Source organism: Devosia enhydra (assembly GCF_900119845.1).
In the GTDB taxonomy this organism is placed as follows: domain Bacteria; phylum Pseudomonadota; class Alphaproteobacteria; order Rhizobiales; family Devosiaceae; genus FPKU01.
Genome location: NZ_FPKU01000003.1, coordinates 311177 through 331154 on the forward strand (window position 1 = coordinate 311177; position 19978 = coordinate 331154).

The window sequence follows — 19978 nt, forward strand, 5'->3', positions numbered from 1 at the left end:
GCTCATGCTCCTACCAGCGATAAGAGGTGATCGGTGATCAGCGCCAGAAAGATCAGCGCCAGATAGCTGAGCGAGAAAGTGAAGAGCTTGCGTGCGATGCGCTTCATCTCGACTTCAGCCGGCGCGCGATAGAGGCGCCAGGCGAGAAGGAGGAACGACGCACCCGAGACCGCGGCTACGGCAGTGTAGAGCCAACCGCCGAACCCGATCATCGGGGGCACGAGCGTAGTGGCCACCAGAACGACGGAATAGAGCAGGATCTGCAGCCGCGTCGCGCGTTCACCGGCGACATTGGGCAGCATGGGAACGCCGGCCGCGCCGTAATCGCCCTGCTTGTAGAGCGCCAGCGCCCAGAAATGCGGCGGCGTCCAGAGGAAGATGATGAGGAACAGCAGCGTGCTTTCGATGCTGACGCCGCCCGTGACCACGGCCCAGCCGACCATCGGCGGAAACGCCCCGGCTGCCCCGCCGATCACGATATTCTGCGGCGTCGAGCGCTTGAGCCACATGGTGTAGACCACGGCATAAAAGAAGATGGTGAAGGCGAGGAATGCGGCCGCGAACCAGTTGGTCGCCAGCCCGAGCGTCACGACCGACAGCACCGACAGGATGAGCCCGAAGGATAGCGCCTCGCTGGGCTCCACCCGGCCCGAGGGAATGGGCCGGTTGAGGGTGCGGCTCATGACGCGGTCGATATCGGCATCATACCACATGTTGAGCGCCGCCGAACCGCCGGCGCCCAGAGCGATGCAGAGGATGGCAATGGTGCCCAGCACCGGATTGATGCCACCCGGAGCCAGCAGCATGCCGACAAAGGCGGTGAAGATGACCAGCGACATCACGCGCGGCTTGAGCAGGGAGAAGTAATCCTCCACCCGGCCCGACGTCGCTACGGACGCGATATCCCTGCTGTCATCAAGATACGCCACGCCTTTGCCTTTCGCCTTTGCCTCAATGGGCCTTTTCGGTGCCGATACGCGGCAGGGTCTCGAACTGGTGGAACGGCGGGGGAGAGGACAGGGTCCATTCCAGCGTCGTCGCACCCTCACCCCAGGGATTGGCCGGAGCCTGACGCTTCTTCCGCATGGATTCGAAGATGACGTAGAGGAAGACCAGAAGGCCGACAAAGGTGATGTAGTAGCCGATCGAGGAGACGCGGTTCCACAGCGCGAATGCATCGGGATAGTCGATGTAGCGGCGCGGCATGCCCGCCAGCCCGAGGAAGTGCTGGGGGAAGAAGATCAGGTTCACGCCGACGAAGGTGATCCAGAAATGCGCGTTGGCAAGCGCCTCGTTGTACATGATGCCGAACATCTTGGGGTACCAGTAGTACCATGCGGCAAAGATGGAGAACACCGCGCCCAGGCTCAGCACGTAGTGGAAGTGAGCCACCACGTAATAGGTGTCGTGCAGGGCCCGGTCGGCACCGGCATTGGCGAGGATCACGCCCGTCACACCACCGACGGTGAACAGGAAGATGAAGCCGATGGCCCAGAGCATGGGCGGACGGAAGGTGATCGAACCGCCCCACATCGTGGCGATCCACGAGAAGATCTTCACGCCCGTCGGCACCGCGATCACCATAGTGGCGGCCACGAAATAGCGCTGCACGTCGAGGCTGAGGCCGGTGGTGTACATGTGGTGCGCCCACACCACGAACCCGACCACGCCGATGGCGACCATGGCGTAGACCATCGCGAGATAACCAAAGATCGGCTTGCGCGAGAAGGTCGAGATGATGTGGCTGACCACGCCAAAGCCCGGCAGGATCATGATGTACACTTCGGGATGGCCGAAGAACCAGAACAGGTGCTGGAAGAGCACCGGGTCGCCGCCACCCTCAGGCGCAAAGAAGGTCGTGCCGAAATTGCGGTCGGTCAGCAGCATGGTGATGGCGCCCGCCAGCACCGGCAGGGCCAGCAGCAGAAGGAACGCGGTGACCAGCACCGACCACGGGAAGAGCGGCATCTTGTGCAGCGTCATGCCCGGGGCGCGCATGTTGAAGATGGTGGTGATGAGGTTGATGGCGCCCAGGATGGACGAGGCACCCGCGATGTGGAGCGAGAGGATCGCGAAATCCATGGCCGGCCCGGGATGACCGGAGGTCGAGAGCGGGGGATAGATCGTCCAGCCGCCGCCGAAGCCCATCATGCCCGGCGCGCCTTCGAAGAACAGCGACATCATCAGCAGCGCGAAGGCGGCGGGAAGCAGCCAGAACGCGATGTTGTTGATGCGCGGGAACGCGGTGTCCGGCGCGCCGATCATCAGGGGCGCGAAGTAGTTGGCAAAGCCGCCCATGGTGGCGGGCATCACCACGAAGAACACCATGATCAGCGCATGGGCCGTGGTGAACACGTTGTACATCTGCTTGCCGGCATCGAGCGCGGAATCGCCCTCGAGGCCATAGGTCATGGCGGCCAGACCGTGGAAGATCTGGATGCCCGGCTCCTGCAGCTCCATGCGCATCACGCCCGAGAGCGCTCCGCCGATGATGCCGGCGATGATCGAGAACACGAGGTACATGACCCCGATGTCCTTGTGGTTGGTCGAGAACAGGTAGCGGCGCCAGCCCGTGGGAATAGCGTGCCCATGGTCGGCATGGCCGTGATCGTGACCCTGGTGGGTCTCAAGTGGATGGGCCTCGACATTGGCCATGGCAGCGTTCCCTTCGACTTATATGTCTTCGCTGTTGTCTCTAAATCGGGCTCAGCTCGCCTGCGCAACCAGCGTGGCGTTGGCTTCCCGAACATCGCTGGAGGCCTCGAACGCGGCGATCCAAGCGTCATACTGCTCCTGCGTCACGACACGGATGCCGATCGGCATGAAGGCGTGATCCTTGCCGCAAAGCTCCGAGCACTGGCCGTAGAACACGCCAGTCTCGCGGGCATTGAACCAGGTTTCGTTGAGCCGGCCCGGCACCGCGTCGGTCTTGATGCCGAAGGACGGCATGGCAAAGGCGTGGATCACGTCGGCCGATGTCACCTGCAGGCGCACGGTGGTGTTGACCGGCACAACCATCATGTTGTTGACGCCCAGCAGACGGGGCTGCGGGTTGGCTTCGGCGAGGCGAGCCTCCTCGGACAGGATATTGCTGTCGAAGGTCAGGCCCTGATCGACATATTCATAGCTCCAGTACCAGCTGGCGCCCGTGGCCTTGATGGTCACCGACGCGGCCGGAACATCGACTTCGCCGAACGAAAAGATGTTCGAGCCCAGATATTTGCGCTCGCCGTCGGGAACCGTCATCTGGTCAGTCAAGACTCCGAAAGACGGGATGGCGATGACCACGAGCACGAGAATGGGCGCAACCGTCCAGATCACTTCGATCAGGGTGTTGTGCGTGGTGGCCGACGGCTTGGGATTGGACTTGGCGTTGAACCGCACCATCACGATGACGAGCAGCGCCAGCACCAGCAGGGTGATCAGCACCGCGGTCCACAGAAGGATGCCGTCATGAAAGGCGACGATCGAATCCATGATCGGCGTCACGGACGTCTGCAGGCCGATCTGCCCGGGATGGGGCTGGCCGAGCTCCTGGGCCCAGGCGGCGCCTGCAAGAAGCGTTGCTGACAGGGCGGAGCCAAGCGCTGCAATGAGCTTTCCGGTCACTTAATTCCCCTAGAGTTCCCGTGTTTCCGGCTTAGGCCCGGACGGCGGCGCGATCAAGACGGCAAAACTGCCGCTTCGACTCATGGCCGGAGCGTCAAGGCATTTGCCCGATGCTTAATCACATCGCGGCAGCCAAGGCAATTCACAGCCTTGGCGCGGTTGTGCGTCAAATTGCGCCCGGCGGCGCAACGCGCCTCATCCCTGCCGCACTTTATACCCATCAGCGGCTGCGCGGGCCCGCGACAATTGACAAGCCGGACATGGCTGATCGACACAAGGGGTGAGCCGCGGCCCCTGCCCGATTCTCTAGCGGAGCGTTTTCATGGCGCGTCACCTCGCCCTCCTCATCGCCGCGATCGCGCTGGCTGCCATCACCGTCGGTTCGGCCTCGGCCCAGGGGGTGGTTCGCGCCCAGTATGGCGACTGGCAGATGAGCTGCGATACCCCGCCCGGCGCCAGCGCCGAGCAGTGCGCGCTGATCCAGAACGTCACGGCCGAGGACCAGGCCAATGTGGGCCTCAGCGTCATCGTGCTCAAGACCGCAGATGGCCAGGCCCGCCTCCTGCGCGTTCTGGCGCCGCTCGGCGTGCTCCTGCCCAATGGGCTGGGGCTCAATATCGATGGCACAGATATCGGCCGGGTGATGTTCGTGCGCTGCCTGCCCAATGGCTGCGTCGCCGAGGTGCTGCTCGATGACGAACTCATCGCCCAGCTCTCCACGGGCACGAGCGCGATCTTCGTGGTGTTCAAGACGCCCGAGGAAGGCATCGGCATCCCGGTTTCGCTGACCGGGTTCGGTGACGGCTTCACCAACCTCCCCTGACCGGCCCTGCCTTGACGGGCTAAGCGCTCTCCACGGAAAGCGTCGAAAAAGGCCGGACGCATCGCGCCTTGCGGCGCGACTTGTCCGGCAGTTTGGTCGGGAAACACGGCCGACCTCCATAAGGAGAAAGGCCAGCCGGATATTTGACTGCGCCCAAACGTCCTCAGAAGGACGAGCGGCCCAGCCAAATGGCGGAGCGAAGCGCGCGGCGGCGCTGCAGGTGCAGCCCGGCCTGCGGGGCACTGGCGCCCATGGCTTCGAGAACATCGTTACGGGTCAGCCCCAGATCTTCGAGCCGCGCTTCGTCGAACTCCAGCATCTCTCGAAAGGCGAGGCGCTGATGGCGCTCGGCGCGCAGTTTGGCGGCCCAGCGCAGGATCGCCAGAAGCGGATTCCGGGATGCGGCGGCCACGGCAGGCCGCTCGCTTGACAGCAAGTAAGCCATGAAACTGCTCCGATCAGGGAAACGGCGCGGCAGGAACCGGGCCGGCGCAGCGCCATCGCGACGCTGCTGACGATGGGGATAGGCGCTTGCCAGCCATCAGTCTAACAAATAGATTTCATCCACCCCATCATCGAACGTGATGAAGACGAGCATGTCCGCGCCCCTCGATCTCGACCAGCTCCAGAGCTTTTGCGCCATCGCCGACTGCGGCAGTTTCACCGAGGCGGCGCGACGGGTGAACAAGACGCAATCGGCAGTGTCCATGCAGATCAAGCGGCTCGAGGAGCGGCTGGGCCACCCGCTGCTGACCCGCGACGGGCGCGGCGTGCATCTGACCAATCATGGCGAGACGCTTTATGCCCGGGCTCGCCGCATGCTGCGGCTCAATGCCGAGATCATGGACCTGTTTTCCGATGGCGATCTGTCCGGCTCGATCCGCTTCGGGGTGCCGGACGATTATGCGGTGAAGCTGTTGCCCGTCATTCTCTCGAGCTTCCAGCGCACCCATCCGCGTATCGTGGTCGACGTCCGCTGCCAGCCCTCCGAGGAACTGCTCGAGGGCATGAAGTCGGGCAAATACGATCTCATCGTGTTCAGCCAGGGCACGAGCCATGAATATGGCGAGTTGTTCCGCACCGAACGGATGTTCTGGGTGGCGTCGCATGGTGGGCAGGCGCTGAGCCAGGACCCCCTTCCGATAGCGGGCGGCATCAATTGCTGCTGGAAGGAGAATGCCGTCGAAGCGCTGAACCGCATCGGGCGCGACTATCGCATTGCCTATACGTCATCGAACGCCATCGCCATTTCGAGCGCCGTGCTCACCGATCTTGCGGTGAGTTTTCTGCCCGAAAGCGCCATCCAGCCGGGCATGCGGGTGATCTCGGAGGACAAGTCCCTGCCCCGGCTGCGCGATGCGCAGATCGCGCTGATGCGGGCGAGCCATGCCTATGGCGGCATTTATGATGCGCTCGCCAACCACATCGTGGACAGCATGGGCAATCTCGAGGGCGAGGACAGGCTGGTGCAGCGGGCGGAGGCGGCCGAGTGAGGTCCCTTTACATCTCGGCTTCGTCGAAGATGCGGCTGAGATCGCCCGCCCACGGGCCGTTATAGCGGTCGAGCCAGCGCTCAGCTTCGGTGCGGCCGGTCTCGACGATCTGGTCTAGAGGCTGGAGGAAGATCGCCTCGCTCTCCCCCGCCCCGTTGCGTTGGTTGCGGGCGGATAGCCCCGAATGGGCGATGGCGACAGCCTCGCGGGCAATGTCGCGGACGGTACCCGAGCGGAAGGGGGCATGGATGGCGCGGGCGGGGACATCGTCGCGAAGCGCCTGACGCTCCTCATCGGTCCAGTCCTTCACCAATTGCCAGGCGGCGTCGAGCGCGTCGGCATCATAGAGGAGGCCGGTCCAGAAGGCGGTCAGCGCATTGACGGCAGCTTCGCTGCCCATGTCGGCGCCGCGCATCTCGAGGAACTGCTTGAGCCGCACTTCGGGGAAAAGGGTCGAGAGGTGATCTTCCCAATCCTTGAGGGTCGGGCGTTCGCCTGGCAGTTGCGGCAGTTCGCCCTTGAGGAAGGCGCGGAAGCTCTCGCCCGCGACATTGATGTAGCGCTTGTCACGGATGACGAAATACATCGGCACATCAAGGGCATGCTCGACATAGTCGGCATAGCCGAAGCCGTCTTTGAAGACGAAGGGCAGCATGCCGGTGCGGGCTTTGTCGGTATTGAGCCAGATATGCGAGCGGAACGAGAGGAAGCCCGACGGCCTGCCATCGACGAAGGGCGAATTGGCAAAAAGCGCAGTCGCCACAGGCTGAAGCGCGAGCGATACCCGCAGCTTCTTGACCATGTCGGCTTCATCGGAGAAATCGAGATTGGCCTGCACGGTGGCGGAGCGGAACATCATGGATGTGCCCAGCGTGCCGACCCTCTCCATATAGGGGGCCATAATGCCGTAACGGCTTTTGGGCATTGCAGGAATTTCGCTGACCGACCAGAGCGGCGTGGTGCCCAGACCAAGGAAATGGATGTCGAGCGGGCCCGCCACGGCGTGGCAATCGGCGAGGTGGGCGGCGAGTTCGGCGGCCGAGGCGTGGACGTCGGGCTGGGGGGCGCCGGAGAGTTCGAACTGGCCGCCGGGCTCGAGCGAGATGCCGCCCGCCGCGGCGTCGTTGCGCAGGCCGATGGGGTTCGGGCCATCGTAGAACGGGGCCCAGCCGGTGCGCCGCTCAATGCCGTCGAGCAGCGCGCGGACCCCGTTCGGACCTTCATAAGTCACGGGTCGGACTGGGTTTTTATGAAAGACATGCTTTTCGTGCTCGGTGCCGATCCGCCAGTCCTCACGCGGCTTTTCGCCTTTCGCCAACACGGCGACGAGGTCGGCAAAGGAGCCGACAAGGGGGGACGGATCGTTGGCGCCGGGCATGGCTGCTCCCTAACTCGCGCGGAAAGGCCGGCGGACAATAGCGGCAAGCGCCGGTAAAGCAATGGGCTTTATCGCCAATCACCGATGGTTGCCTGCACCACTGCGAGCGCCGCCACACCGGCGGTATCAGCGCGCAGGATACGTGGGCCTAAACTTATCGGCAGAACAAAGGGTTGCGCCAGGAGCAGCGCGCGCTCCTCATCGGAAAACCCGCCTTCGGGACCAATGAGCACGCCGACGCGCCGGTCCGGATCGAGCCCCTGCAATGCCCCCACGGGGCTGCCCGAGAGCGCCGATTCATCGCAGAACAGCAAACACCGATCACCGTGAAATCCTGTCCAATCCCGCACCAGATCGACAAGAGACACGTGACTTTCGAGTCGGGGCACAGAGAGCACCTCGCACTGCTCGGCCGCCTCGACGATATTGGCAAAAAGCTTGTCCGGTTTCGGCGGCCCGCCCTGCACGAAACGCGTCATCACCGGCTGGATGATGCCAGCACCCATCTCGGTCGCCTTCTGCACCAGATAGTCGAGCCGCCCGACCTTGAGCGGGGCAAAGCCGAACCAGAGATAGGAGGGCGGGGTCTGATCGGCGACGCGCGCTTCCGCCTCCACCGTCACCGCCTTGCGGCTGACATCGGTGAGCCTACAGGCCCAGGCGCCATCGCGGCCGTTAAAGAGAATGACGCCGTCGCCTTCCTTCCGTCGCAGCACCGTGACCAGATAGACGACATGCTCGCGCGAGAGCGTCGCCGTCATGGCTTCGCCAAGATCGAAGTCGACATAGAGGCGCGGAAGTGACGCATGGCTGCGGGGCATCTTGCAACCTTTGTGACAGGGCGGGATAAGTCCGCTTGCGGCAATAGCCCAAGGAGGCCAGCATGCAAAGCCCTACGCCCAATGCCACCGGCGGCCTGCCGCCCGGAACCGTCGCCGACGCGCAGCGCGGCAACTGGGTCGACCGCTTCGCACCGGACTGGCTCAAGCCCTATGCGCGGCTGGCGCGCTGGGACCGGCCGATCGGCTTCTGGCTCCTGTTCTGGCCCTGCGGCTTCGGACTCGGGCTCGCCGCCATCGCAAATCCGCAGCGCGGCTTCGACGTCGTGGCGCTCGTCCTCTGCCTTGTGGGCGCCATCATGATGCGCGGAGCCGGCTGCACCTTCAACGATATCGTGGATCGGGATTTCGATGCCCGCGTCGCCCGCACCCGCTCGCGCCCCATCCCCTCCGGACAGGTGACGCCCTGGCACGCGCTGCTGTTCATGCTGGCGCAGTCGCTGGCAGGCTTTCTGATCCTCATCCAGTTCAACATGTTCACCATCTGGCTGGGCATCGCCTCGCTGGGGCTCGTGGCGATCTATCCGTTCATGAAGCGCATCACCTGGTGGCCGCAGCTCTATCTCGGCTTTGCGTTCTCCTGGGGCGCGCTGGTGGGCTGGGCCTCGCAGGATGCCGGGCTGACGCTACCCGCCGTGCTCGCCTATATCGGCTCGATCCTCTGGGTCATCGGCTATGACACGATCTATGCCCTGCAGGACGTGGAAGACGATGCGCTGGCGGGGGTCAAGTCCACCGCCCGGCTCTTTGGCGCCAACGCCACCCCGGCCGTGGCGGGGTTCTACGCCGGGGCGGTGCTGCTCTGGGCGATCGCCGCCTTCATGGTCGGGGCGGGCCTGCCCTTCGTATTGGGCATGGGCGCGGTCGTCGCCATCCTCGTCTGGCAGGTGGTGACGCTGGTGCCCAGCGATGGGACGAATGCGCTTGTCCGCTTCAAGGCAAACCACTGGGCCGGCCTCGCCCTGACGCTCGCCCTCGTGCTCGACTGGCTGATCTGAAGGACCGTCCATGACCCGCCTCGCCGTCATCGCCCTCGCCCTCCTTGCTTCGAGTGCCCCGGCGCTGGCCGCGCCCTGGGTGTTCGAAACCGGCAGCGGACGGGACGGACGATGGGCCGAGGCGCAGAGCGTGGATGTCTCGGGCATCTACAAGCTGTCGCTGTTCTGCTGGCTCGACGAGCCCGACCGGGTGACCCTGTCGCTGGCCGGCGCGCTGGCCATGGGCACAATGGCGCCCGGGCCCGTGGTGGTCAGCGTCGACGGGGCGATGCAAGCCCCGATGTCGAGCGCCTCCATTGCCCAGATCACGAGCGTCGACGGGCTCGACGAACCCGCCCTGCTCGATGCCGTGGTGGCGATGCGCGACGCCTGGCAGCTCATCCGCATCCAGACCGGCATGGTGGACACCACCTTCACCGCCGAGGGCGCCCGCGACGCGATCGGGGAACTGATGAGCTGGTGCGGGTGAAATGTTGGTGGTGCTCCTCGTCCTTCGAGACGGGGCTTCGCCCCTCCTCAGGATGAGGACTGCGGGGGTGCGGGTCGCTTGGAAGCCTCAGGATGAGGATCTTGGGGCGGCTAACTCAACAGGTCTATTGCCACTGGCCCCTCGGGCCCTCATCCTGAGGTGCTTTGCGCAAGCAAAGCCTCGAAGGACGGGGGCGGCGCGGTGGAAATAGTGGTCTATATGCTGCGCTGCGCCGACGGTTCCTATTATGTGGGCAATACCCGAAAGCTGATCGAGCACCGTGTGGCAGAGCACAATAGCGGGTTGATCGACGGCTATACCCGAAGTCGATTGCCGGTGGAGCTGGTTTACGCCGAGGCCACCAACATTCTCATGGTCGCGTTCGAGCGCGAGCGGCAGCTCAAGGGCTGGAGCCGCGCCAAGAAGGAGGCGTTGATCGCGGGACAGGTCGGGAACTTGGCGGAATTGGCCAGTCGGAAGAAGCGGTGAGCAGGAGGCCCCCGAACCTCGTCCTTCGAGACGCCCCTGCGGGGCTCCTCAGGATGAGGTTCTCAGGGAGAGAGGTGCTGGGGTGCGAACCTCATCCTTCGAGATGGGGCTTCGCCCCTCCTCAGGATGAGGACTGCGGGGGTGGGGTTGGGCTTGGGATGTTCGGTGAAAGGGACAGCGGCGTGCTTAAGTGAACCTCATCCTGAGGAGGCCCGCAGGGGCGTCTCGAAGGATGGGGTTCGGGCACTCGATCCAGATCCATTCCCGGAGTCGTCCCTGCGAAAGCAGGGACCCTCTTTTGTGACGCGCGTCCGGTTAACGGAGGTCCCTGCTTTCGCAGGGACGACCCGGCAGGGGTGGCGCGATGGAGGACATAAGGGGGTGTCGGGAGGGACGGCATAGAGGCCTTCGGCCGATCTCTCCCCCAAAGAAGAGGTAAGAAACCTCGGGGTTTCTTGGCCGCCGCTTGCGTCATCGTCCGGGTAAAAAGAATGGGGCCGGTTCCTTGCGGAAGCCGGCCCTTAGCGCTTTGGAGGTCGCGAGTTCAGAGCCTTGCCGTCCCGATGTTACGGGAGCGAGGCGCCGGCAGGTCAAACGTGCATGGGATCGTTGCCGGGTTTATCCAATAACGGTGTGGGCGGAAAAAGGTTTCGCCACACGGGGTGATTCAGTTGGTTTCCACCGCGCCGGGCTTGCGGCGGTTGAGAAAGCGGGGGCGGCGGCTGGCTTCGGCGGCAAGGCGGCGGCGCTCGGTGGTCTGTCCCACCATGACGCCATCGACGGTCTGGCTGTAGGGCAAGAGCGCGCCATCGCCGCTCTTGATGTAGAGCGGCAGCCGCAGCTTCTTGCCCCAGTTCTGCCATTCGGCCACGACGTGGGCGTTGCCGGTCTCCTCGAACACCTTGTAGTTGAGCTCGGGATCGCCATGCACCAGCTCGATGGCGCTGGTGAGCTCGCCCTCTTCGGAGATGCGGGTGGAGACGGCGACGCCGATGAACTCCTCCACGGGAACCTTGATCTTGATCGCGACGCCGCTCTTTTCGAGCGTGCGCCTGACCGTCACGGTGCGCGAGGGGTCGCGCGGGCCGTTGTCATTGGCTGCCCCGAAGCGGCGCAGTGCCGTGGCCGCGCGGGAAGGCCTTTCGGCCCCGAACAGCATGACGACGCTCGAACCCTCAATGCCGATGCCAGAATTCATTTCGTGCCTCACTGTCAATCATCAGGGGCCTGGTTGCTCCGGCCCTGTTTGTGAGGCTCAATCTAGCGCCCCGCCTTTCCACCCGGCTTAAGAAACTGAGTTAAGTTTACGTAGTTTTGTGCAGGGTTAGCGGCTCGTCACCGGGTGCAGCGATCGGTTAACCCAAGCGCTTCCAATCGTTACGGTTTTTAAGACTTGCGCGTTCTGGGCGCGGTTTTGGCACATGGTGGAAGGGTGGTTTTCCTTGCGCGCGGAAAGCGCTAGAACCCAGCCTCGGAAACCAGCGGATGCCGATGCCCCCCACCCAAGCCACCAGCCATGCCGAAGACCTCGAACTGCTGCGCTCGAGCGCGGTGGCGGCCGGCATCATCGCATCGGGCTATTTCCGCCGCGACCTCAAGAGCTGGACCAAGGACAATGCCTCCCCGGTCAGCGAAGCCGATATCGTGCTCGACCAGTTCCTGTTCGCCAATCTGCGCGCCGCCCGCCCCGATTATGGCTGGCTCTCGGAAGAAACCGCCGACATCCCCGAGGGGCGGCTTGGCTTTCGCCGCGTCTTCGTGGTCGACCCCATCGATGGCACGCGCGGCTTCATTAGAGGCGAGGACAGCTGGTCGGTCTCGCTTGCCGTGGTCGAGGATGGCGTGGCGGTGGCCGGCGTGGTTTACGCCCCGGCGCGCGACGAGATGTATGAGGCCAGCAAGGGCGATGGTGCGCGCCTCAACGGCCGCCCGCTCGTGCCCCAGCGCGTGCCGGGCCGCACCGCCCCGCTGATCCCGGCGCCCGGCGCGGTGCATCAGGAATTGCAGGCCGCCGGGCTCCATTACGCGCGCGGGCCGGCCTATCCCTCGCTGGCCTATCGCCTTGTGCAGGTGGCCACCGGCAAGCTCGATGCGGCGGTGGCGCGGCGCGGCGCGCAGGATTGGGATATCGCGGGGGCGGCCATCATCCTGGCCGAGGCGGGCATCGCCTTTGACGATGTGTGCATGGGTGCCCTGCGCTTCAACCGGCCCGAAATCCGCCACGGGGCGCTTGCCGCCATCGGCCACCCATGGCTAAAAGCCTATCTGCATGAGGCGCTGATCCGGGTCTATGGCTGTCCGCCGGCGGCGCAGGACACAACCCTGGAGAACGGTTCGCCATGACCACTGCGCCAAAGACCACTGCGACAAAGTCCACCCCGTCCAAGCAGCTTCTGCACCTGGTGATCGGGGGCGAAGTGCAGCCCGGCGAGGAGATCGTGTTCAAGGATCTCACCCAGGTCGATCTCGTGGGCGTCTATCCCAACTACGCCGCCGCCCAGGCCGTGTGGAAGCAGAAGGCGCAGATGACGGTCGACAATGCCGAGATGCGCTATTTCGTGGTGCACCTGCATCGCCTGCTGAACCCCGAAGACGATCAGGCGTGACCGCGCCTGCCACGACGCCTCACGCCCGCGGGCTCAAGGATCATCCCTTCGTCCGCTGGCTCTTTGGCGCCGTGCTGATCGGGGGCTATCTGCGGTTCATCCGGATGACCTCCCGGGTCGTCTACGATCCGCCCGATTGCTGGCAGAAGGCGCAGGCCGACTGGCCGGTGATCGCGGTCTCCTGGCACGGGCAATCCAACCTCGCCTATGCCTGCATTCCCGACACCTCGAACCTGGCGCTGCTGATCTCGAACCATCCCGACGGTCAGATGGCGGCGGCGATGGCGCGCTCGTTCGGGTACAGGACCATCGAGGCAGCCGGAACCAGCGACGCGCGCGCCCAGGCCTCGGGCGGGCTCGCGGCCTTTCGCGGCATGCTCAAGGCCTTAAAGGACGGCACGACGCTGTTTGCCACCGCCGACATTCCGCCCATACCCGGCCGCAATGTCAGCCTGGGGATGATCGCGCTCGCCCGCCGCTCGGGCCGGCCGGTGTTTGCCATCGCCACGGCCAGTTCGCGCCGCAAGATCCTGACCCGGGTGTGGGACCGGATGCAGATGAACTATCCCTTTTCCACCATCGCCTTCGTCGCCGAGGGCCCGATCTGGATGAGCGACAAGGCGGTTTCCGACGAGGCCTATGCCGCCGAACTCAAGGCGGCGCTCGACCGGGTGCTGGAGCGCGCCTTCGCCATCGCCGACGGAAAGGCTCAGTGAGCCCCTCGCCCATGGAGCTGGCGCTGCGCCTCGCTGAAGAGGCGGCCGAGCGCGGCGAAGTGCCGGTGGGAGCCGTGGTGATGGAGGGGGACGTCGTGCTCGCTGCCGAAGCCAACCGCATGCGGGCGCTTGGCGACCCCACCGCCCATGCCGAAATGCTGGCGATGCGCGCGGCGCTCGCGGCGCGCGGCACAGGCCGGCTCGATGGCTGCGATCTTTATGTGACGCTCGAGCCCTGCGCCATGTGCGCCGGGGCCATCGCCCATGCCCGCATCCGCCGCCTTTATTACGGGGCGGAGGATGTGAAGGCAGGGGCGGTCGACAATGGCGTGCGGCTTTTCGCGCAACCCTCCTGCCACCACGCGCCCGAGGTCATTTCCGGTCCTGGTGAACGCCGCGCAGAGGCTCTGTTGCGGCAGTTCTTTCGGGATCGGCGATAAAGCCGTCGATGGCGCGCGACAGCTGGCGCTTGAAATTGTCCTTGTCGGCCTCGACGGCGGCAAGGATCTCCTTGACCCGCCAGAATTCGAGAAAGCCGAATTCCGAGACGCGCGGGCGCACGAAGACATCAGGCGGATAGGCCGCCAGCATCTGCGCCATCAGCGAATGCATCATGATCTGGGCCGAGCCGAACCAGGTATCGAGCGCCGAGGGCGCAGCGACATAGCGGTGCGCCGTGGGATCGCCATTGACGTCGATGGCCACCAGCACGTCGCAATCGGCCGCCTGATCGACCGGCAAAGGGTTGACCACGCCGCCATCGACGAGCAGGTGATTGGCAAAGGAGACGGGGCGGAAAAAGGACGGGATCGAGATCGAGCCGGCAATGGCGGGCCGCAGAGGGCCGGTGTTGAACACCACCTGGTGCCAGCTGTGATAATCGGTCGCCACCACATAAAGCGGCACCTTGAGCCCATCAAAGCTCTGCGGCAGGGTTTCGGGCACGAAGGCGTTGACCACCGCCAGCCCGTCGAGCTGCACCGAAAGCCCGTTGCGCCAGAGCCCGTTGAGGTCGCCGATCTGGGCGCTCCACACCCGTCCGGCCATGGTCTGGACGGTGGAGAGCACCGAAAAGCTGTGATCGCGCAGGGCCTTGCCGCTCATGCCACTGGCCCATCCGGCCCCGAGCAGCGCCCCGATCGAGGTGCCGGCGATGATCGAGGGAGTGAGCCCCATCTCGTCCATCGCCTCGATATAGGGAATATGCGAGAGCCCGCGCGCCGACCCCCCGCCAAGCGCCACCCCGATGCGCGGCATGGCGCCCGGATCGCGCCGGGGCGGCGGCGCCTGCCCGCGCAACCGGTCGACATAGAGCTGCCCGCGCCTCTGGAGCGCCGTGGGGCCGTTCTTCCGGCGCGGGCGAAAGGGATTCTTGAACAAGGCGGCGGCCGGTTCTGCTTGAGACGCTGTCCCAAAGGTAGGCCTGCGGGGGGCGGACTTCAATGCGGATGGGGGGGGTGGCCTGGACTTGGCCTACCCCTACTGCGCCTGCGCAGTCCTCATCCTGAGGAGGGGCGGAGCCCCGTCTCGAAGGACGAGGGCGGGCACACCGGGGACCCGGACCTCGCCCTTAGAGACGCCTCTGCCTGCCATTCGCGCCTAGCGCTCAGCCCCGATATGCCACGGCGTCATTCCCGCGAAAGCGGGAAACCAGTTGTGATCTCAGTCACATGCGGGATTTGGCGCGTGTGGCCAAGGCCCCTCACCCGGCGCTATCGCGCCGACCTCTCCCCCGAAGGGAGAGGTGAAGAGGGGCCTACACTAAATCGCCTGCCAGAACCGCCATTCCCGAGCCTTGCGCACCTCTTACCTCTCCCTTCGGGGAGAGGTCGGCCGGAGGCCGGGTGAGGGGGCCTTGCCGTTTGCGCGATCGCGGGGCTGACCTTAATCAGCTCATAGCAAGACCTACCCCCGCGAGAGGGCGCGCCAGCCGATGTCGCGGCGGAAGAAGCCTTCGGGCCAGTCGATGGCATCGATGGCGGCGTAGGCGCGGGCGCGGGCGTCGCCCACCGTGGCGCCCAGCGCGGTCACGTTGAGCACCCGCCCGCCATTGGCGACCAGCTGCCCATCGATCCGGGCCGTGCCGGCGTGAAAGACCTGCAGCGTCTCGTCGTCGAGCCCCTCTGCGCCGGCGATGACGCTGCCCTTGCCATAGGCGCCCGGATAGCCACGGGTGGCCATGATGACGGTAAGGGCGGCTTCTTCGCGCCATTCCGCGTGCCGGCCGCGCAGATTGCCGGTGGCGGCGGCTTCGAGCAGGTCGAGAATGTCGGATTTGAGCCGCATCATCAGCACCTGGCATTCGGGATCGCCGAACCGGGCATTGTATTCGATGAGCTTGGGCCCCTCGCGGGTGATCATCAGCCCGGCATAGAGCACGCCCTGATAGGGGGTGCCGCGCGCCTTGAGGCCCTGCACCGTGGGGTCGATGATCTCGTTCATGGTGCGGGCGATGAGCGCATCGGTCATCACCGGAGCGGGCGAATAGGCCCCCATGCCGCCGGTATTGGGGCCGGTATCGCCCTCGAAGGCGCGCTTGTGATCCTGCGCGGTTTCGAGCAGCAGGGTGCGCTCGCCATCGCAGAGCACGAAGACGCTCGCCTCCTCGCCTTCGAGAAACTCCTCGATGACCACCGAGGCGCCGGCTGCCCCGAAGGCGCCGGCAAAGCAGTCGCGCACGGCAGCTTCGGCCTCGATGCGGCTCATGGCGACGGTGACGCCCTTGCCGGCGGCAAGCCCGTCGGCCTTGACCACGATGGGCACGGGCTGGCTGCGGATATAGGCCAGCGCCGGGGCTTCGGCATCGAAGCGGGCGTAGCGGGCCGTGGGGATGTTGAATTCGTCGCAGAGCGCCTTGGTGAAGCTTTTCGAACCTTCGAGCCGGGCGGCTTCGGCGCTGGGGCAGAAGCATGCGATGCCGGCGCCGCGCACCCTGTCGCCGAGGCCGGCCACGACCTGCGCATCGGGACCGACGACGACAAAATCGATGCGCTCGGCGGCGCAGAAGGCGATCACCGCCTGCGGATCATCGATATCGAGCCCGACATTTTCGGCGACCGCTGCCGTGCCGGCATTGCCGGGCGCGCAGAACAGCTTGCGCAGCCGCGGCGACTTGCCGATGGCCCAGCACAGGGCATGCTCGCGCCCGCCCGATCCGATTACCAGTACCCGCATCTGGCCCCCACCACGCAAAGGTTTGGCCTCCCCTGGGGCTCTCGCCGGCCCGTGGAGGGGCTTTTGCATGAAACCGGGGGAAGGACAAGGGCGCGAGCGCTCTGGGCGGGGGAGCGGGGAGTTGTGAGTGCCCGAACCTCGTTCTTCGAGACGCCCCTGCGGGGCTCCTCAGAATGAGGTTCTCCGAGAGCTGAATGAGACGCTGTGGGAGGCCGGATGAGCCCGATCTCATGGTGAGGAACGCCGCACGGCGCGTCCCGAACCATGGGGGCGAGGTGAGGGTTACGATTCGGGCCGAGAGGGTGAACCCCTCATCCGGCCCTGCGGGCCATTTTCTCCCACGAGGGGAGAAGGGAAGTGGCCCCCTGCCCCACCCTTGACCCCGCACCCCTAATGGCGCAGGACGGGGCCATGAGCGACATGCTGACCAATGCTGGCGATTATACCGTTTCGGAGATCGCCGGAGCGCTGAAGCGGACGGTGGAGGACGTGTTCGGGCATGTGCGGGTGCGCGGGGAAATCTCGGGCTTTCGCGGCCAGCATGCCTCGGGGCACGCCTATTTTACCTTGAAGGATGCCGATGCGGCGATCGATGCCGTGGTGTGGCGCACGAGCTTTGCCCGCCTGCGCTTCAAGCCGCAGGAGGGGCTGGAGGTGATCGCCACGGGGCGGCTCACCACCTATCCCAAATCATCGAAATACCAGATCGTCATCGAGCAGATCGAGCCGGCCGGCGTCGGCGCGCTGATGGCGCTGCTCGAGGAGCGGCGCAAGGCGCTGGCGGCCGAAGGGCTGTTCGATCGCGAGCGGAAGCGCCCGCTGCCCTATCTGCCGCGCGTCATTGGGGTCATTACCTCGCCCACGGGCGCGGTGATCCGGGATATCCTCCATCGGCTCGACGACCGGTTCCCCTCCCATGTGCTGGTGTGGCCGGTGCGGGTGCAGGGCGAGACCTCGGCCGCCGAAGTGACAGCGGCGATCGCGGGCTTCAACGCGCTTTTGCCGGAGGGCGACATCCCCCGCCCCGACCTGCTGATCGTGGCGCGCGGGGGCGGTTCGATCGAGGATCTCTGGGGCTTCAACGAGGAAAACGTGGTGCGCGCCATTGCCGGCAGCGCCATTCCGGTGATCTCGGCGGTGGGCCACGAGACCGACACGACGCTGGCCGATTTTGCCGCCGACCATCGCGCCCCCACCCCCACGGCGGCGGCCGAGGCGGCGGTGCCGGTGCGGGCCGACCTCATCGGCTATGTGGCCGAACTGGACCTGCGGCTGGGCCATGGAGCGCGGCGCATCGGCGGCTCGGCACGCGACAGGTTGCGGGCAGCGGCGGCCGGCCTGCCGCGTCCGCAGGACCTGCTGACCACCAAGCGGCAAAGGCTCGACCACGCCGCGACGGGGCTGGCCACCGGATTGCGGCACATGGCGCAGCTCAAATCGATCCGCCTGATGCGCACGGCGCCGCGCCTCTCTCCGCATCTGCTGTCGCAGCGGCTGGGCAACGCCGCCGAGCGGCTCGAGCGGGCCGGCGGTCGCATCGCGCCGGCACTGCACGGAACGCTGGAGCGGCGGGGCGACAGGGTTGCGGGACTGGGGCGGCTGCTCGAAAGCATGAGCCACAAGGGCGTGCTGCGGCGCGGCTTCGCGCTCGTCACGCGCGGCGGCGAGATCGTGCGCGACAAGGCGGGGCTCAACCCGGGCGATGCGGTGGTACTCGAATTTGCCGATGGCGAGATCGGCGCGGTGATCGAGGGCGGCGGCGGCAAGCCGAAGCCGCCGCGCAAGGCGGGCGAGGCGCCCGATGCCGGCAGCACGACGCGGCAGCAAAGCCTCTTCTGATAGCGGTCGGTCTCCATTATATGTGGAGGCCCAGAAAGGCCGGCCGATGAACATTTTCGACAAGAGCTTCAATCCCTCCGAGGCGCAGATCCGCTATCTCGACGGCGATTATGTCGTGGTGCGGCCGGGCAGTTTCGTGCGCTGCGCCATCACCGGCACGCCGATCCCGCTCGATGAACTGCTCTACTGGAATGTCGACCGGCAAGAAGCCTATGTCGACGCCAAGGCCGCCCATGAGGCGTTTGTCCGCCACGGGCTTGGCCGGGTCTGAGCCGATGCCGGCAGCGCCGGCGCGGCGCCTGCTGGTGATTTCAAACGGCATGGGCGAGGATTCCATCGCCGCAGCCCTTATCGCGCGCCTGCCCGCCTCGATCCATGCCGAAGCCTATCCGACGCTGGGCCCGGGCGCGGCATTTGACGGGCTCTGCTCGGTGGTGGGGCCCCGTGCCGAGCTGGCGAGCCAGGGCTCGCGGGTGAAGGCCGGCACGGTTGCGCGCGATGTGGCGACGGGCGGGCTCGCGACCATTCCGCCGGGGCTCACATTCCTGCGGCAGGCGCGGAACGCCTATGACCGCGTGCTGGTGATCGGCGACATGATGGGCGTGCTCGGCTGCTGGCTCACCGGACATGCCGGCATCGTGTGGCTCGATGTCTATCGCACGGGCCATGGCCGGCTCTATGGCGGGCTCGAAAAGGCGATCACCAGGCGGACCTGCGCCACGGTGTTCTGCCGCAGCGCCCGCCTGGCCGAGAGCCTTGCAAAAGGCGGCATCGATGCGCGCTTTGCCGGCAATGTGATGATGGACACGGTGCCCCGCGCGCCCTTCGCCATGGCCGAGCGGCTGCGGCGGGGACGCGCCGTGACGCTTTTGCCGGGCAGCCGGGCGGATGCGGCGGAGATCTTTTCAATCCAGCTCCGGGGCCTGCTGGCGCTGCCCGAGGGGCTCGAACCCGATTTCTTCCTCGCACTGGCCGATGGGGTGGAACTGGGCGCGCTGGCAGCTGCGGTGGGTGGGGTGGCGGTGCCGCCCGGCCCCGGTGCCGAGGCGGCCGATGCGGGGCGGATCGTTGTGGGGGAGCATGAGATCCATTGCGCGCGCGGGGCGCTGGGCACGCTGGTCGAAGGCTCGGACCTCGTGCTCGGGCAGGCCGGTACGGCGGTGACGCAGGCGATCGGGCTCGGGCGACCGGTGATCCACCTGATGCGGCAAGGCGACAGGCGCAAGCGGCTGATCGAAGAGACCGCGATGTTCGGAGAGGCCCGGCTGACCGTTGCGGCCACGCCCGAGGCGGTGACCGACGCCGCGGCGCGGCTTCTGGGCGATGACGCCGAGCGGGCCCGGCGCGGCGCCATCGGGCAGGCGCGGATCGGCGGGCCGGGGGCGATTGCGGCGGTGATCGCGGTGCTGGCGGGCTGAGGGCTGGCATCGAGGCTGCGGCAAGGCCCCCTCACCCGGCCTTCGGCCGACCTCGCGCCATTCGAGCGTAGCTCTCATGGCCTTCTCGCCTCAAATCGCTCCACCGGAGCGATTTGGCCTGCGGCAC

General features: G+C 66.0%; 21 protein-coding genes. 12 read left to right on the forward strand and 9 right to left on the reverse strand.

From position 1 onward, the window contains the following. Positions 1 to 2: 2 nt before the first annotated feature. The 3 genes from BT183_RS16275 to coxB are packed head-to-tail and all read right to left on the reverse strand — an operon-like array spanning position 3 to position 3609. On the reverse strand, positions 3 to 929 hold the full coding sequence (locus tag BT183_RS16275; RefSeq protein WP_072345481.1) for a heme o synthase: 927 nt from the start codon (positions 927 to 929) through the stop codon (positions 3 to 5). A 22-nt stretch (positions 930 to 951) separates the two neighbouring features. After that, on the reverse strand, positions 952 to 2655 hold the full coding sequence (gene ctaD / locus BT183_RS16280) for a cytochrome c oxidase subunit I (RefSeq protein WP_084603614.1): 1704 nt from the start codon (positions 2653 to 2655) through the stop codon (positions 952 to 954). A gap of 51 nt (positions 2656 to 2706) precedes the next feature. Next, positions 2707 to 3609, reverse strand: a complete 903-nt coding sequence (gene coxB, locus BT183_RS16285) for a cytochrome c oxidase subunit II (RefSeq protein WP_072345483.1) — start codon at positions 3607 to 3609, stop codon at positions 2707 to 2709. A 322-nt stretch (positions 3610 to 3931) separates the two neighbouring features. On the opposite strand from coxB, the gene BT183_RS16290 reads away from it, so the two are divergent. Beyond that, on the forward strand, positions 3932 to 4432 hold the full coding sequence (locus tag BT183_RS16290) for an invasion associated locus B family protein (protein ID WP_072345484.1): 501 nt from the start codon (positions 3932 to 3934) through the stop codon (positions 4430 to 4432). Between the two features lie 163 nt (positions 4433 to 4595). Here BT183_RS16290 and BT183_RS16295 read toward each other — a convergent pair whose 3' ends face one another. Then, entirely contained in the window at positions 4596 to 4877 is a 282-nt protein-coding gene (locus BT183_RS16295; protein ID WP_072345486.1) for a hypothetical protein, read from the reverse strand. Between the two features lie 151 nt (positions 4878 to 5028). On the opposite strand from BT183_RS16295, the gene BT183_RS16300 reads away from it, so the two are divergent. Then, on the forward strand, positions 5029 to 5925 hold the full coding sequence (locus BT183_RS16300; RefSeq protein WP_072346291.1) for a LysR family transcriptional regulator: 897 nt from the start codon (positions 5029 to 5031) through the stop codon (positions 5923 to 5925). Between the two features lie 7 nt (positions 5926 to 5932). Here BT183_RS16300 and BT183_RS16305 read toward each other — a convergent pair whose 3' ends face one another. Together BT183_RS16305 and BT183_RS16310 are read right to left on the reverse strand one after the other, a co-directional pair. After that, on the reverse strand, positions 5933 to 7303 hold the full coding sequence (locus tag BT183_RS16305) for a glutamate--cysteine ligase (protein ID WP_072345488.1): 1371 nt from the start codon (positions 7301 to 7303) through the stop codon (positions 5933 to 5935). Positions 7304 to 7371: 68 nt separating this feature from the next. Further along, complete coding sequence (locus BT183_RS16310) at positions 7372 to 8124, reverse strand: 16S rRNA (uracil(1498)-N(3))-methyltransferase (protein WP_072345490.1); 753 nt, start codon at positions 8122 to 8124, stop codon at positions 7372 to 7374. Positions 8125 to 8186: 62 nt separating this feature from the next. Here BT183_RS16310 and ubiA point away from each other — a divergent pair, with 62 nt between their 5' ends. The 3 genes from ubiA (at position 8187) to BT183_RS16325 (ending at position 10098) form a co-directional block, all read left to right on the forward strand. Then, positions 8187 to 9140 carry a 4-hydroxybenzoate octaprenyltransferase gene (gene ubiA, locus BT183_RS16315; RefSeq protein WP_072345492.1) on the forward strand — a complete coding sequence of 318 codons (954 nt, stop codon included), beginning with the start codon at positions 8187 to 8189 and terminating at the stop codon, positions 9138 to 9140. A 10-nt stretch (positions 9141 to 9150) separates the two neighbouring features. Then, a complete protein-coding gene (locus BT183_RS16320; protein ID WP_072345494.1) occupies positions 9151 to 9609 on the forward strand; it encodes a hypothetical protein in 459 nt (152 codons plus the stop codon). Between the two features lie 201 nt (positions 9610 to 9810). Beyond that, positions 9811 to 10098: a GIY-YIG nuclease family protein gene (locus BT183_RS16325; protein WP_072346293.1), complete on the forward strand. Its 288-nt coding sequence runs from the start codon at positions 9811 to 9813 to the stop codon at positions 10096 to 10098. Positions 10099 to 10765: 667 nt separating this feature from the next. Here the strand turns inward: BT183_RS16325 and BT183_RS16330 are convergent. Further along, on the reverse strand, positions 10766 to 11296 hold the full coding sequence (locus BT183_RS16330) for a DUF6101 family protein (RefSeq protein WP_072345496.1): 531 nt from the start codon (positions 11294 to 11296) through the stop codon (positions 10766 to 10768). Positions 11297 to 11589: 293 nt separating this feature from the next. Between BT183_RS16330 and BT183_RS16335 the strand changes: the two genes are divergently transcribed. From BT183_RS16335 to BT183_RS16350, 4 genes are read left to right on the forward strand one after another with little or no spacing between them, the layout of a single operon-like run. Beyond that, positions 11590 to 12441: a 3'(2'),5'-bisphosphate nucleotidase CysQ gene (locus BT183_RS16335; protein ID WP_072345498.1), complete on the forward strand. Its 852-nt coding sequence runs from the start codon at positions 11590 to 11592 to the stop codon at positions 12439 to 12441. Beyond that, complete coding sequence (locus BT183_RS16340) at positions 12438 to 12704, forward strand: DUF4170 domain-containing protein (RefSeq protein ID WP_072345500.1); 267 nt, start codon at positions 12438 to 12440, stop codon at positions 12702 to 12704. The genes BT183_RS16335 and BT183_RS16340 overlap by 4 nt, the downstream gene beginning before the upstream one ends. After that, positions 12701 to 13420 (forward strand): lysophospholipid acyltransferase family protein, encoded by a 720-nt coding sequence (locus tag BT183_RS16345; RefSeq protein ID WP_072345502.1) that lies wholly within the window; start codon positions 12701 to 12703, stop codon positions 13418 to 13420. The genes BT183_RS16340 and BT183_RS16345 overlap by 4 nt, the downstream gene beginning before the upstream one ends. An 11-nt stretch (positions 13421 to 13431) precedes the next feature. Continuing rightward, on the forward strand, positions 13432 to 13860 hold the full coding sequence (locus tag BT183_RS16350; protein ID WP_072345503.1) for a nucleoside deaminase: 429 nt from the start codon (positions 13432 to 13434) through the stop codon (positions 13858 to 13860). On the opposite strand, the gene BT183_RS16355 is transcribed toward BT183_RS16350, so the two are convergent. After that, on the reverse strand, positions 13793 to 14800 hold the full coding sequence (locus BT183_RS16355; RefSeq protein WP_084603616.1) for a patatin-like phospholipase family protein: 1008 nt from the start codon (positions 14798 to 14800) through the stop codon (positions 13793 to 13795). The two genes, BT183_RS16350 and BT183_RS16355, sit on opposite strands and share 68 nt — an antisense overlap. A gap of 525 nt (positions 14801 to 15325) precedes the next feature. Further along, the gene (purD, locus tag BT183_RS16360; protein ID WP_072345505.1) at positions 15326 to 16594 is read right to left on the reverse strand and encodes a phosphoribosylamine--glycine ligase; all 1269 of its coding nucleotides are present in this window, start codon (positions 16592 to 16594) and stop codon (positions 15326 to 15328) included. A 411-nt stretch (positions 16595 to 17005) separates the two neighbouring features. Here purD and xseA point away from each other — a divergent pair, with 411 nt between their 5' ends. The 3 genes from xseA to BT183_RS16375 are packed head-to-tail and all read left to right on the forward strand — an operon-like array spanning position 17006 to position 19851. Next, complete coding sequence (xseA, locus tag BT183_RS16365) at positions 17006 to 18433, forward strand: exodeoxyribonuclease VII large subunit (protein ID WP_084603671.1); 1428 nt, start codon at positions 17006 to 17008, stop codon at positions 18431 to 18433. A 46-nt stretch (positions 18434 to 18479) separates the two neighbouring features. Then, entirely contained in the window at positions 18480 to 18704 is a 225-nt protein-coding gene (locus BT183_RS16370; protein WP_072345509.1) for a DUF2093 domain-containing protein, read from the forward strand. A 4-nt stretch (positions 18705 to 18708) separates the two neighbouring features. Beyond that, positions 18709 to 19851 (forward strand): glycosyltransferase family protein, encoded by a 1143-nt coding sequence (locus BT183_RS16375; protein WP_072345511.1) that lies wholly within the window; start codon positions 18709 to 18711, stop codon positions 19849 to 19851. Positions 19852 to 19978: the final 127 nt, after the last annotated feature.